Here is a 14,010-nt window from a genome sequence, read left to right on the forward strand (position 1 = left end):
GAAGTGTATGGCATGTACTAGCGCGGCCGCGCTCGCTGCCCACAGTCAGGATAGTGATTGCGGCAAGACAGCTACTGGTCAGGTAGTGCAGGAACATTGCCTGCAGAACGACACGCACATGCGGGTTTGCTATATTGATTATGGCGCGACAATAACCACTGTCGAAGTGCCGGACCGCGATGGCAAGCTGGCCAATATTGTGCTCAGGCTACCTGATCTGCCAGCTTATTTAATTACCAGGCACAGGCATGCGTCCATCATAGGGCGCTATGCTGGACGCATAGGCAAAGCAGAATTTGCATTGAATGGACAAACTTTTCATTTACCTGCCAATGAAAAAGGAGTGGCCCTGCATGGCGACCCGCATGGTTTTGACAAGCGGGTGTGGTCACGCAAGGACTTTGATGAGAGCGACAGTCTGGGTTCGCATTTCAGTTTGCAAAGCCCCGACGGTGATCAGGGCTTCCCGGGTGAAGTGCGGGTAACAGTCACTTATCGCCTGTACAAGGCGCGCAATGCATTCAATATTGAATATCGTGCCGTCAGTGATAAAGCGACGGTCATCAACCTGACCAATCACGCCTACTTCAACCTGGCGGGTGCAGGTAGCAGAGGTTTGAGTACCCACCTGTTTCAAATCCATGCTGATCGCTACACTGAGGCCGACAACAAACGCATACCCACGGGGCGTATTTTGCCGGTGGATGGCAGCGTGCTGGATTTGCGCAAACCCACCACCATCACACGCCATCTTAAACAAGGTGATGCTTTGCTAGGGCAGCCATCCGGCTATGATCATAGCCTGTTGTTTACCAACTGGGATCAATCCTTGCGGGCCGTTGCGCATATCTCTGAAACTGTATCTGGCCGGCAAATGCATGTCTACACCACAGAACCCTCCGTACAGTTCAATAGTGGTAATGGCTTTGACGGTAGCGAAGCCTCAGCCTATCAGCGTCATGACGGCTTTGCCTTTGAAACCCAGCACTTGCCCGACAGCCCGAATCACGCGAATTTCCCCTCGACTGTGCTTAATCCAGGGCAAGTGTTTAAGTCTGTGACCAGTTTTCGCTTTTCCGTGACGCCGCTATCTAAAACCGGTCAGGTGCTGCCAGACCAAGAGCCCTGAGTAAAACACAGGGCTCAATAACCGAATTCCATGGCGAAGTGTCTGGTGAATTAGCTCTAAAACATTTCTTGCTTTAGGGGAATTGATTGCCCAAATTCATCTAATGCTATAATGGCAGGCAATTGATGCACAAAAATTAATCAGTGTGTATCCAATCACCATCCCCCATTCCTGTCCCAGAGTACGTCGTTGACGTCACTTGTTTGTTTGCTACCGCATACATGTTTGACCGGTCACAAGCACTGCCGTGCTTTGGGTATTTGCATTTTCTATTGAGGTTTTATGTTTAAAAAAATTGTCACCCTGGTACTGCTGCTTAGCAGTATGTTCATGTCTCTTGCCCACGCTGCAGAAAAAATCACTGTAGGCCTGATCGCCACTACCAGCATAGAAGATACCCGCAAACGCTGGCAGCCTTTGCTGGATGACCTGGCAAAAAGCACAGGCACAGAAGTGACTGCCGCCATTTCTTCGAATTACAGCGACATCGTTACTGGTTTGAAAGAAAATAAAATACAAATCGCCTGGCTGAGCAGCAAGGTCGCGCTGGATGCGGTGGAAGATGGCAAGGCCACTGTATTTGCGCAAATGGTCAAAAGCGATGGCTCACGTGGTTATAACTCGGTGTTGATTGCTTCCAGCAAAAGTGCACTGACCAGCTTTGACCAGGTTTCTGCCAAACCTGGCGTGTATATCTTCGCTGATGGCGATAAAAAATCGACATCTGGCTATCTGGTTCCTGCTTATTACCTGTTTTCCAAGAACAAGATAGATCCCGCAAAACTGTTCAAAAAAGTCATCGTTGGTAATCACCAGGCAAATTTTTCTTCTATTTTGCGTGGTGAAGCCGATGTCGCCACCTTCAATAGTGAAGAGATGGACAGGCTCAAAAAAGAAGCGCCAGACCAGCTCAGCAAGGTTCGTGTCATCTGGACTTCACCTTTGATACCAAATGACCCGATTTTGTACCGCAAGGACATGTCACCTGCCCTGAAAATCCGCGTGGAAGATTTCTTTGTCAATTATGGAAAGCAAAAACAGGCGCAGGCAGTGTTGAAAGACATTTTGAATTTGTCCGGTTTCCAGCGTTCTACCGATGCACAGTTGAAACCTATCGCCGATTTAACATTGTTTAGCCTTTTGCGCGATAATTTGAATAACACCAGCCTCACTGATGCACAAAAACAAAAGAAATTTGATGAAGTTAGTGCACGTTTTGGCAAGCTGAGCTTCGTTCTTGAAGCCTCACGCATCAAATAAGCCTGAAAAGTTCCAGCTGATTTGTAACAAAAGCTGAAATAAATGCAATAAATAGGGCATTTTTGCTCAAATTTTGCCCAATTTATTGTTTTTTTATTAAATTCACAAAAAAATTTTCGGGTTTTGTAACCTATCGTGTCAACTGAATCGCGAACCGGTGCGTTTTTGGACTAAAGAATCTTTGCTGACACCTTCCTTTAAGCAAAGTTTCCCTTTAAGGAGTCAGAAAATGATTTACGAAATACTGGTTCGCCCTTCGGACAACAGCAAGAAAATCACCGCCGATCATCTGATCTGGATAGAAAGCAACATGACTACCCGTTCTTTTGAGAACTGGCTGCGTGAAAAATCCTTGCTCGATGGTAGTGGTCATGCGCCTGTAGCGCGTTGGAGCATAGTGCAGACTCAGCGTCCTGCGCATTTCAATCTGGCAACACAGGCAAAAGCCCTGAAGAGCCGTATTTCTGAATTGATGACTGGTACACCAGAAATCGTCGCAGTACCGGACGCATCCCGTGCACTCAAAGCTTTCCGCTTGAAAAGCCCGGTTCAAGAACTCATCGCGGCCTGAGCGCTGTGTGATTGCCAGTATTCCGGCCAGACCGGAAAGCTGGCGGCGGCAAAAGCTCCCTTAAAAGTTCATTGCTGATCCATGCTCCCGCAAGGCGGGCATGGTGGCTATGCTTATGGCGAATGCAAATGCCAATATCAGTCAATATCAGCTCGCTGTTCACTGTTCACTATTAACAAGCTGCGCTGTGCTGTCGTGCATGTGCAGGCAGATAAGTTTTGACAAGACAGACTGATGCCAAGCACAATCCAGACTCTTTTGGATTGCCCGCATACCCATGGCCAGATTAGCCCGACTCGTTATCCCGCATCAGCAACATCATGTTATCCAGCGCGGCAATGCCGGTGCCGTGATTTTTCAGGATGCCGAGGATTACAGCAGCTTTCTGGACTGGCTCAAGCAAGCTGCCAAGTTGTTTGATGTAGCCATACATGCCTATGTATTGATGCCAGATCACCTGCATCTGCTACTGACACCCGGTGATGAACCAGGCTTGGGCAAGATGATGCAATGGCTGGGGCGTCACTATGTCCCTTATTTCAACCGCAAATACCAGCGTACCGGCACTTTATGGCAGGGCCGTTACCGTGCGACTGTCATTGAGTCAGCCAATTATTTCATCCCTTGCAGTATTTATATGGAAAGCAATCCTCTGCGTGCCGGTCTGGTGCAGGATTTGCTCAATTACACCTGGTCGAGTTATCGCCATCACGTAGGCCTGCATATCGATACATTGATCACTGATCATAGCTGTTACTGGGCATTGGGCAATACGCCTTTCCAGCGCGAGGCTGCCTACAAGCAAAGCCTGGAACAAGGTTTGTCAAACACGCAAATCAGCGAAATCACCCAGGCCACCACCAAAGCCTGGATGCTGGGCTCAGCTAAATTCAAGATAGAAATGAGCAAGCTGACTGAGAGACGGGTAGAGCCGGTCAAGCGTGGCCGCCCCCGCAAGGCCCAGCAAAGCGCCTGATTTTTTCTTTTACATGAGCGGGCCTGTAAGCTGCTTCCATGCCTGGAAATCCTCATATGAGCGCCAGAAACTCAATAAACACGGTTGTATTTACTATGTCCCTATTTAAATATTCATGAGAATATGATTATTTTAAATTGACACCGACCCTAATTAAATCAGTTGCGCAATATTTTGCACTGCACTATTCTCTGTCTTGTCCTGACAGGATTTACGCCAAACTGTCGTGCCGGCATTAACAATCAATCAATGCCTGGCACATTTGTCCAGCGTAGCGCCATGCCCTTACCCGGAAGCATGGCCAGCACGGTTTGATCACCCTTCAAACTAAAGTCATCAAGCTGCCATCCGCAGCCAGCAAAATTGCTGAATAGCCAAGATAAGCAAGCCAGCTATTCATGCCGACAGCTGTTTCACGTAAGTCCTGATATTGAAATTGTCCTCCGGAGATCCACTATGCACGCTCAAGGTTTATACGACCCATCCAATGAACATGACGCCTGTGGCGTAGGTTTTGTTGCCCATATCAAAGGCAAGAAGACGCATGCCATCGTCGACCAGGGTTTGTTGATTTTGAAAAATCTCGATCACAGGGGCGCGGTTGGTGCCGATGCCCTGATGGGCGACGGTGCCGGTATCCTGATCCAGATTCCTGACCAGTACTACCGTGAAGAGATGGCCAAACAGGGCATCAACCTGCCACCACCTGGCGAATATGGCGTAGGCATGATCTTCCTGCCGAAGGAACATGCATCCCGCCTGGCTTGCGAACAAGAGATAGAACGTGCCGTGCGCGCTGAAGGCCAGGTTGTACTGGGCTGGCGCGATGTGCCGGTGGATCGCGACATGCCTATGTCACCTACTGTGCGTGAAAAAGAACCGGTCATACGCCAGATTTTCATCGGTCGCGGCCCTGACATCATGGTGACGGACGCGCTGGAACGCAAACTGTATGTCATACGTAAATCGGCTGTGCATGCGATTGAAGCCCTGCATCTTTTGCATGGCAAGGAATACTTCGTGCCATCCATGTCTGCCCGTACCATCGTCTACAAAGGCTTGCTGCTGGCTGATCAGGTCGGTGTCTACTATAAAGATTTGCAGGATGAGCGCTGCGTCTCTGCGCTGGCCTTGGTGCATCAGCGTTTTTCGACCAATACTTTCCCTGAATGGCCACTGGCCCACCCTTATCGCATGATTGCGCATAACGGTGAAATCAACACCGTCAAAGGCAATTTCAACTGGATGCGCGCCCGCGAAGGCGTCATGAAATCTGCGGTACTCGGCGACGATCTGCAAAAGCTGTATCCGCTGATATTTGAAGGCCAGTCTGACACCGCAAGTTTCGACAATGCGCTGGAATTGCTGGTCATGGCTGGTTATCCAATCGCGCAAGCCATGATGATGATGATCCCTGAAGCCTGGGAAAACCACACGATGATGGATGAAAACCGCCGCGCCTTCTATGAATACCACGCAGCGATGATGGAACCATGGGATGGCCCTGCCGCCATGGCCTTTACCGATGGTCGCCAGATCGGTGGCACGCTGGACCGCAATGGCCTGCGTCCGGCCCGCTACATCGTCACCGATGATGATCTGGTCGTTATGGCATCTGAATCCGGTGTCTTGCCTATTCCCGAATCCAAGATCATCAAAAAATGGCGTTTGCAACCAGGCAAGATGTTCCTCATTGACCTGGAAGCTGGCCGCATCATTGATGACAAGGAAATCAAGGACACCTACGCCAATGCCAAGCCTTACAAGCAATGGATCAAGTCTGTTCGTATCAAGCTCAATGAATTGAAGGCGGCAGAAGACAAGGCAGAATACTCAGCCACTTTGCTGGACCGTCAGCAAGCCTTTGGTTATACCCAGGAAGACCTCAAGTTCTTGATGGCACCAATGGCGCTGGCAGGTGAAGAAGCCATCGGCTCCATGGGTAATGATTCTTCGCTGGCAGTCATGTCGAACAAGCTCAAGCCTCTGTATAACTACTTCAAGCAATTGTTTGCGCAGGTCACCAATCCACCTATCGACCCTATCCGCGAAGCGATGGTGATGTCGCTGGTATCCTTCATCGGCCCGAAACCGAATTTGCTCGATACCAATAACATCAACCCACCGATGCGCCTCGAAGTCGCGCAACCGATACTGGATTTTGCTGACATCGCCAAACTGCGTAATATCAGCGCCAATACTGGCGGCAAGTTCAAGTCTTACGAACTGGATATCTGCTATCCCATCGCCTGGGGTAAGGATGGTATTGAGGCACGCCTGGCATCTATCTGTGCGGAAGTCGTTGATGCGGTCAAGTCTGGCCACAACATCATGATCATCACTGACCGCAAGATGGACGCAAACTATGTTGCCATCCCGGCTTTGCTGGCAACTTCTACCGTGCATCAGCATCTGGTCAGCAAGGGTTTGCGTACGACGACCGGTCTGGTAGTCGAGACTGGCTCTGCCCGCGAAACCCATCACTTCGCCCTGTTGGCAGGTTATGGTGCAGAAGCTGTCCATCCTTACCTGGCGATGCAGACACTGGCCGATATGGCCAAGGATCTGTCGGGTGAATTGTCAGCAGAAAAAGCCGTTTATAACTACACCAAGGCAGTCGGTAAGGGCTTGATGAAAGTCATGTCCAAGATGGGTATCTCTACCTATATGTCTTATTGTGGCGCGCAGATTTTTGAAGCAGTTGGTCTCAATAAATCCCTGGTTGATAAATACTTCAAGGGCACGGCATCGAATGTAGAGGGTATAGGCGTATTTGAAGTTGCAGAAGAAGCCCTGCGTTTGCACAAGGCAGCTTTCGGTCAAGACCCAGTACTGGAAAATGCCCTGGATGCAGGTGGTGAATATGCCTTCCGCGTCCGTGGTGAAGACCATATGTGGACACCCGATGCAATCGCCAAGTTGCAGCATTCCACCCGCGCCAACAACTACAATTCTTATAAAGAATACGCGCAGATCATCAATGACCAGAGCAAGCGTCATATGACTTTGCGTGGCCTGTTTGAATTCAAGATAGACCCAAGCAAAGCCATCGCACTGGACCAGGTAGAACCTGCGAAGGAAATCGTCAAGCGTTTCGCGACGGGTGCGATGTCCCTGGGTTCCATCAGTACCGAAGCACATGCAACGCTGGCTGTGGCCATGAACCGCATAGGCGGTAAATCAAATACCGGTGAAGGTGGTGAAGACCCTGCGCGTTACCAGCAAGAGCTGAAAGGCATCCCTATCAAGCAAGGCGCAACGCTGGCTTCCGTCATTGGCAAAGATCAGATCGAAGTCGATATTCCTTTGCAGGATGGTGATTCGCTGCGCTCGAAAATCAAGCAAGTCGCATCTGGCCGTTTTGGTGTTACCGCTGAGTACCTGAGTTCTGCTGACCAGATACAGATCAAGATGGCGCAAGGCGCCAAGCCAGGTGAGGGCGGCCAGTTGCCAGGGCATAAAGTCTCTGAATACATCGCCAAGTTGCGTTTCTCTGTGCCTGGTGTGGGCTTGATTTCTCCGCCACCGCATCATGATATTTATTCGATTGAAGATCTCGCGCAGTTGATCCATGACTTGAAAAACGCCAATCCAAAAGCCTCGATCTCGGTCAAGCTGGTATCTGAAGTTGGCGTTGGTACGGTGGCTGCCGGTGTATCCAAAGCCAAGGCTGACCACGTCGTTATCGCAGGTCATGATGGTGGTACTGGTGCTTCACCTTTGTCTTCCATCAAGCATGCTGGTACACCGTGGGAACTGGGCTTGTCTGAAACCCAGCAGACCCTGGTCTTGAATGGCTTGCGTGGCCGTGTGCGTGTACAGGCCGATGGCCAGATGAAAACTGGCCGTGACGTCGCGATCGCCGCGATGCTGGGTGCCGACGAAATCGGTTTTGCGACAGCACCGCTGGTGGTTGAAGGCTGCATCATGATGCGCAAATGCCATTTGAATACTTGCCCGGTAGGCGTGGCGACACAAGACCCGGTCTTGCGTGCCAAGTTCTCTGGCAAGCCTGAATATGTCGTCAATTACTTCTTCTTTGTAGCAGAAGAATTGCGTCAGATCATGGCGCAGCTGGGCATACGCACTTATGACGATTTGATAGGCCGTGTTGATTTGCTGGATAAATCCAAAGCTGTGTCGCACTGGAAAGCCAAGGGGCTGGACTTCAGCCGCATCTTCTATCAGCCAGAATTGGCTGAAGGTGCAGCAATACGCCATGTTGATGTACAAGACCATGGTCTGGAAAAAGCGCTCGACAACAAACTGATTGCCCAGGCAAAGATCGCTCTGGAAACTGGTGAAAAAGTATCCTTCATATCACCGATCAAAAACCTGAACCGCACGGTAGGCACAATGTTGTCTGGTGAAGTGGCAAAAAAATATGGTCATGCCGGTTTGCCGGATGACACTATCCACATACAGTTGCAAGGTACGGCTGGTCAGTCTGCCGGTGCTTTCCTCGCACATGGCGTGACGCTGGATCTGGTGGGTGAAGGTAATGATTATGTCGGCAAAGGTTTGTCCGGTGGCCGCATCATCATCCGCCCGAATACAGAATTCCGTGGCTGGGCAGTGGACAACATCATCTGTGGTAACACTGTCCTGTACGGCGCCATCTCTGGTGAAGCCTTTATCAATGGTGTTGCCGGCGAACGTTTCGCCGTACGTAATTCTGGTGCAGTCACTGTGGTTGAAGGTACTGGCGACCATGGCTGCGAATACATGACAGGTGGCACAGTCATCGTGTTGGGTAACACCGGTCGTAACTTTGCTGCCGGTATGTCAGGCGGTATCGCTTATGTCTATGACCCTGAAGGTGAATTCGAAGCCAAGTGCAATATGTCCATGGTGACACTGGAGCCGGTGTTGGCCGGTGACGTACAGGTGGCAACCCTGGATAAATCAATCTGGCATAGCCGCCTGCGTGGCGGTGACGGCGAGACCGATGAAGCTATCTTGCGCAATCTGATAGAGCGTCATTTCAAACATACAGGCAGTACCCGCGCCCGCAATTTGCTGGACGACTGGGCCCGCAGCCGTGCCAAGTTCGTCAAGGTATTCCCTACCGAGTACAAGCGCGCCCTGGGTGAAATGTATGCAGCCAAACAGCTCGTAGCGAAAAAGGAAAAAGTCACGGCATAGTTGAGTGAGCGTGCCGCAGCTTTGCTGCGGTCGCGCCCTCCTGTGTTCTCCAGACTATTCAGCTTATTTCAGCTTATTTCAAATTCAGACAGGGCAGATGCCCGCAACAAAATTGAGGTTAGAAAATGGGTAAAATTACCGGCTTCATGGAATACCAGCGTTTGCAAGAAGCAAGCGAAGCACCACAGTCACGAAAAAAGCATTACAAGGAATTTCTGGTACATCTTGATGATGGCCAGGCCAAGGTGCAGGCAGCACGCTGCATGGACTGCGGCATCCCTTTCTGTAATAACGGCTGCCCCGTGAACAACATCATCCCTGACTGGAATGATCTGGTGTTCAATGGCAATTACAAACTGGCGCTGGATACCCTGCATTCAACGAATAACTTCCCTGAATTCACAGGCCGCATTTGTCCTGCACCATGTGAATCGGCCTGTACTCTTGGTATCAATAGCGATGCCGTCGGTATCAAGTCGATAGAACATTTCATCATCGACAAAGGTTGGGAAAACGGCTGGGTCGTGCCGCAAGTTCCATCCATCAAGACCGGCAAAAAAATTGCCGTGGTTGGCTCTGGGCCTGCGGGCCTGGCAGCGGCACAGCAACTGGCACGTGTTGGCCATGATGTGACTGTGTTTGAAAAAAATGACCGTGTTGGTGGCTTGCTGCGTTATGGCATCCCTGACTTCAAGATGGAAAAATCCCATATCGACCGCCGTGTTGATCAGATGGTGGCGGAGGGTGTGACTTTCCGCACCAGCGTATTCGTCGGCAAGGACTTCCCCGCAACAGTCACCAACTGGGCCAAGGAAAACATCTCGCCTGAACAACTGCAAAAAGACTTTGACGCCGTCATCATCGCCGGTGGTGCAGAAACACCGCGTGACTTGCCTGTTCCTGGCCGTGAACTCAAAGGCGTGCATTTCGCCATGGACTTTTTGCCACTGCAAAACAAGGTCAATGCCGGCGACAAGGTCAAGGACCAGATCATGGCCAGTGGCAAGCATGTCGTCGTTATCGGTGGTGGCGATACCGGTTCTGACTGCGTAGGTACTTCCAACCGTCACGGTGCCAAATCAGTCGCCCAGTTTGAACTGATGCCGCAACCGCCTGAGCAAGAAAACAAACCCATGGTCTGGCCTTACTGGCCAACCAAGCTGCGCACCTCTTCTTCGCATGAAGAAGGTTGCGACCGTGACTGGGCAGTAGCGACCAAACGTCTGGAAGGCAAGGCAGGCAAGGTGGAAAAGCTGATCGCCTGCCGCGTGGAATGGAAAGATGGCAAGATGCAAGAAGTGCCGGATTCAGAATTTGAAATGAAAGCTGATCTTGTCTTGCTGGCCATGGGCTTTGTCTCGCCAGTACAACAAGTGCTGGATGCCTTTGGTGTTGATAAAGATGCCCGTGGCAATGCCAGGGCAACCACAGATGGCGCTGGCTGCTATAAAACCAATGTCGAGAAGGTATATGCTGCGGGTGATATGCGCCGCGGTCAGTCGCTGGTGGTGTGGGCAATACGTGAAGGGCGTCAGTGTGCTCGTGAAGTAGATTCCTTCCTCATGGGTGATTCAGTATTGCCGCGCTGATTTGCGGCACTGAATAGCAGGACCGGAGCCCATTTCATCTGTATTGATGAAATGGGCTTTAATTATTAATTGCTTATTGACTGGCATTTTTCGTAGTGCGGGGCGGCTTGTTTTTTGCGGGTAAAATTGTAGAGCTTGGGTTCAGACAGTTCAGTTTTGGACAGATATTTGCAAATAACTGACTTTGCGTTCATTTAAAAAATTTATTTTCGCCCCTATCATTTGAATTAAATTCGGAAAAATATGCATTTATCGCGTTTTGCGTGAAATAGCCGCAATATTCTGAATATTCATCAATTAGTTGTTTTTTTAATATAGTTGTCTGTACAACCCTCTTTGCCTTTCTGCATTACAATCTAGTTTTTATAAACTATCTCCCCCATTGCTGTGCCAAATCTTGTAGAAATTCGCGATATCCAGTTTGGGTATGGAGACCGGACTATCCTGTCTGAACTCCGTATGGATTTCCCACGCGGTAAACTGATTGCCGTCATGGGTGGGTCAGGCTCAGGCAAGACGACGATCTTGCGTCTGATAGGCGGACAAATCCGCGCGCAACGCGGCAGTATCAAGGTCAATGGGCAAGAAGTTAGTGAGCTGGACACCAAGGGTTTATATGCCATCCGCCGCAAAATGGGCATGCTGTTCCAGCATGGCGCCTTGTTCACTGACTTGAGTGTCTTTGATAACGTGGCTTTTCCCATGCGTGAACATACCGACCTGAGCGAGGCCATGATACGTGACCTGGTTTTGCTGAAATTGCAGGCCGTGGGTTTGCGTAATGCAGCCAGTTTGATGCCTGCTGAAATATCAGGCGGCATGGCCAGACGCGTTGCTTTGGCGCGTGCAGTGGCGCTGGACCCAGAATTGATCATGTATGACGAGCCCTTTGCTGGTCTCGACCCTATCTCCATGGGCGTTGCTGCCAATTTGATACGGAACTTGAATGACGCTCTGGGGTCTACGTCCATTCTGGTCTCACATGATGTGAATGAGACCTTTGCGATCGCTGATTATGTTTACTTTTTGTCCAAGGGCAAAATCGTCGCACAAGGTACGCCAGAAGAAATGCGGGCCTCAGAAGACCCCTATGTAAAACAGTTTGTGCATGCAGAGGCAGATGGACCCGTGCCTTTCCATTATCCCGGTGCATCCCTGCAGGCGGACCTGGGTTTGGAGAAGCGCACATGATCGTAGAAAAAATCGGCGGTTTTGTCAGATCGACCATGGCTGACCTGGGCTATTCGGCCCGCAGCTTTTTTTCGATATTGATGAGTTGCGGTGGTTTGTGGCGCAGGCCACGTCTGGTCACGGACCAGATTCATTTCATCGGCAATTATTCGATGTTGATTATTGCCGTGTCGGGATTGTTTGTCGGCTTTGTGCTGGCCTATCAGGGTTATTACACCCTGAACCGTTATGGATCGGAAGAGGCGCTGGGTCTTTTGGTTGCCCTGTCGCTGGTGCGTGAACTGGGCCCGGTGGTAACCGCCTTGCTGTTTGCTGGGCGTGCAGGTACATCGCTGACCGCTGAGATAGGCTTGATGAAAGCTGGCGAGCAACTGGCAGCAATGGAAATGATGGCAGTCAACCCTATCCAAAGGGTGCTGGCACCGCGTTTTCTGGCTGGCATCATCGCCTTGCCGATATTGACTTCCATCTTCAATGCCATGGGCATTATTGGTGGTTATATTGTTGGCGTGAAACTGATCGGTGTCGATAATGGCGCTTTCTGGTCGCAAATGCAGGCAGGCGTCGCAGTATTCCAGGATATTGGTAACGGCGTCGTCAAAAGCATCGTCTTTGGTTTTGCAGTAAGCTTTGTTGCATTATTCCAGGGCTATGAAGCGCAGCCTACGCCTGAAGGTGTAGCGCGTGCCACGACCAGGACTGTGGTCATATCTTCATTGCTGGTGTTGTGGCTGGATTTCCTGTTGACGGCATTGATGTTCCAGTAGTTGGCCCTGATCCGCATATTTTGCTGTGCGGGTAGAGCAAAATGAGTTATTTGCCTGGCCTGCAAAGTGGCTGTGTGCATGGCAAAACTGTAAGAAATCGCAAGAAATAGGTGGAAAAGAAAAATGCAAAAAAAATCTCTCGACTTTTGGGTAGGCCTGTTCGTCTTGCTGGGTGCGGCTGCGCTGTTGTTTCTGGCACTCAAGGCGGGCAATTTAAGCTCTCTGTCCTTTGAGCAGACGTATACTGTTACCGGGCGCTTTGACAATATCGGCGGGCTCAAGCCCAGGGCCGCAGTGAAAAGTGCAGGCGTGGTAGTGGGCCGCATCAGTGAAATCAAGTTTGACGATAAAACTTATCAGGCAACTGTCGTCATGGAATTGGAAAAGCGTTACAAATTCCCAAAAAATTCGTCCATCAAGATACTGACCGCGGGTTTGCTTGGTGAGCAATATATAGGTTTGACCGCAGGCAGCGATGAAAAATTGCTGGCTGCAGGTGACAGAATTACATTTACCCAAGATGCCATCGTGCTCGAAAGCCTGATCAGTCAGTTCCTGTTCAGCAAAGCAGCAGACGGTAATACGGAAGAGAAAAATGACAAGAACAAATAAGTTTCCTGCAAGCAGCAGGATGTTAGCCATGTTGCTGTTGATGGCCAGTGTATTGCTGACCGGTTGCAGCACAGTTTCGGTAGAGAAAATCAAGGATAAGGCTGACCAGACCCTTGATGTATTGAGCACCAAGACCAATATAGGTAAGAACCCGCGTGATCCGCTGGAAGGTTTCAACCGTGCCATGTTCAGCTTTAACGACACTGTTGATACGGCGGTCGTCAAACCGGTGGCGCAGGCTTACCGTGCTGCTACGCCAAGTTTTGTACAGACTGGGATTGGCAATTTTTTCAGCAATATTGGTGACGTCTGGAATGCAGTGAACAATTTGCTGCAAGGACGTGTCAATGATGGTGTCACCGACGTCATGCGGTTTGCCGTCAATACCACCATAGGTATAGGTGGTCTGATCGACATAGGTTCAGCGGCTGGTATGCCCAAGCATAATGAAGATTTTGGGCAGACCCTGGGGCGCTGGGGTGTCAAGTCCGGCCCTTATCTGGTCTTGCCGGTATTGGGGCCATCGACCGTACGTGATGCACTGGCGACGCCTGTCGATATGCGCGGGGATTTGTGGTACTACAAGCGGCCGATGTATATCAAGAACATAGGTTCGGTGGTGCGTTTGGTCGATAAGCGTGCATCGGTACTGGATGCCGGTAGCCTGCTGGAAGAAGCGGCACTTGATAAATATGTCTTCTTCCGTGACGCCTATTTGCAGCGCCGGGCAGGGCAGGTTAATGCGGATGATGCAGACTGATTATTGTTTG

The 14,010-nt window shown here is 50.4% G+C and carries 10 protein-coding genes; all 10 read left to right on the forward strand.

Annotated features, from left to right (window positions below; all coding sequences use genetic code 11):
- Positions 1 to 7: 7 nt before the first annotated feature.
- The 10 genes from ACO0LL_RS07720 (at position 8) to ACO0LL_RS07765 (ending at position 14,000) form a co-directional block, all read left to right on the forward strand.
- The gene (locus tag ACO0LL_RS07720) at positions 8 to 1,129 is read left to right on the forward strand and encodes an aldose epimerase family protein (protein WP_422950301.1); all 1,122 of its coding nucleotides are present in this window, start codon (positions 8 to 10) and stop codon (positions 1,127 to 1,129) included.
- Between the two features lie 282 nt (positions 1,130 to 1,411).
- Positions 1,412 to 2,389, forward strand: coding sequence for a phosphate/phosphite/phosphonate ABC transporter substrate-binding protein (gene phnD, locus ACO0LL_RS07725; protein ID WP_422950302.1), 978 nt, complete (start codon positions 1,412 to 1,414; stop codon positions 2,387 to 2,389).
- 229 nt (positions 2,390 to 2,618) lie between these two features.
- Positions 2,619 to 2,960, forward strand: a complete 342-nt coding sequence (locus tag ACO0LL_RS07730; protein WP_422950303.1) for a hypothetical protein — start codon at positions 2,619 to 2,621, stop codon at positions 2,958 to 2,960.
- 277 nt (positions 2,961 to 3,237) lie between these two features.
- On the forward strand, positions 3,238 to 3,936 hold the full coding sequence (locus ACO0LL_RS07735; RefSeq protein ID WP_422950304.1) for a transposase: 699 nt from the start codon (positions 3,238 to 3,240) through the stop codon (positions 3,934 to 3,936).
- Between the two features lie 456 nt (positions 3,937 to 4,392).
- Positions 4,393 to 9,081 (forward strand): glutamate synthase-related protein, encoded by a 4,689-nt coding sequence (locus tag ACO0LL_RS07740; RefSeq protein WP_422950306.1) that lies wholly within the window; start codon positions 4,393 to 4,395, stop codon positions 9,079 to 9,081.
- 125 nt (positions 9,082 to 9,206) lie between these two features.
- Positions 9,207 to 10,670, forward strand: coding sequence for a glutamate synthase subunit beta (locus ACO0LL_RS07745; RefSeq protein ID WP_422950307.1), 1,464 nt, complete (start codon positions 9,207 to 9,209; stop codon positions 10,668 to 10,670).
- Positions 10,671 to 11,057: 387 nt separating this feature from the next.
- Positions 11,058 to 11,861 carry an ABC transporter ATP-binding protein gene (locus ACO0LL_RS07750; protein WP_422950308.1) on the forward strand — a complete coding sequence of 268 codons (804 nt, stop codon included), beginning with the start codon at positions 11,058 to 11,060 and terminating at the stop codon, positions 11,859 to 11,861.
- Entirely contained in the window at positions 11,858 to 12,628 is a 771-nt protein-coding gene (gene mlaE / locus ACO0LL_RS07755) for a lipid asymmetry maintenance ABC transporter permease subunit MlaE (RefSeq protein ID WP_422950309.1), read from the forward strand. The genes ACO0LL_RS07750 and mlaE overlap by 4 nt, the downstream gene beginning before the upstream one ends.
- Positions 12,629 to 12,751: 123 nt before the next feature.
- Entirely contained in the window at positions 12,752 to 13,240 is a 489-nt protein-coding gene (mlaD, locus tag ACO0LL_RS07760; RefSeq protein ID WP_422950310.1) for an outer membrane lipid asymmetry maintenance protein MlaD, read from the forward strand.
- Positions 13,224 to 14,000, forward strand: a complete 777-nt coding sequence (locus ACO0LL_RS07765; protein ID WP_422950311.1) for an MlaA family lipoprotein — start codon at positions 13,224 to 13,226, stop codon at positions 13,998 to 14,000. The genes mlaD and ACO0LL_RS07765 overlap by 17 nt, the downstream gene beginning before the upstream one ends.
- Positions 14,001 to 14,010: the final 10 nt, after the last annotated feature.

It is taken from the genome of Undibacterium sp. TC4M20W, from assembly GCF_049340245.1.
Taxonomy (GTDB): Bacteria; Pseudomonadota; Gammaproteobacteria; order Burkholderiales; family Burkholderiaceae_D; genus Undibacterium.

Coding starts and splice junctions, on each gene's coding strand:
- ACO0LL_RS07720 (WP_422950301.1), top strand. CDS start 8: ATGGCATGTACTAGCGCGGCCGCGCTCGCTGCCCACAGTCAGGATAGT.
- phnD (WP_422950302.1), top strand. CDS start 1,412: ATGTTTAAAAAAATTGTCACCCTGGTACTGCTGCTTAGCAGTATGTTC.
- ACO0LL_RS07730 (WP_422950303.1), top strand. CDS start 2,619: ATGATTTACGAAATACTGGTTCGCCCTTCGGACAACAGCAAGAAAATC.
- ACO0LL_RS07735 (WP_422950304.1), top strand. CDS start 3,238: ATGGCCAGATTAGCCCGACTCGTTATCCCGCATCAGCAACATCATGTT.
- ACO0LL_RS07740 (WP_422950306.1), top strand. CDS start 4,393: ATGCACGCTCAAGGTTTATACGACCCATCCAATGAACATGACGCCTGT.
- ACO0LL_RS07745 (WP_422950307.1), top strand. CDS start 9,207: ATGGGTAAAATTACCGGCTTCATGGAATACCAGCGTTTGCAAGAAGCA.
- mlaE (WP_422950309.1), top strand. CDS start 11,858: ATGATCGTAGAAAAAATCGGCGGTTTTGTCAGATCGACCATGGCTGAC.
- mlaD (WP_422950310.1), top strand. CDS start 12,752: ATGCAAAAAAAATCTCTCGACTTTTGGGTAGGCCTGTTCGTCTTGCTG.
- ACO0LL_RS07765 (WP_422950311.1), top strand. CDS start 13,224: ATGACAAGAACAAATAAGTTTCCTGCAAGCAGCAGGATGTTAGCCATG.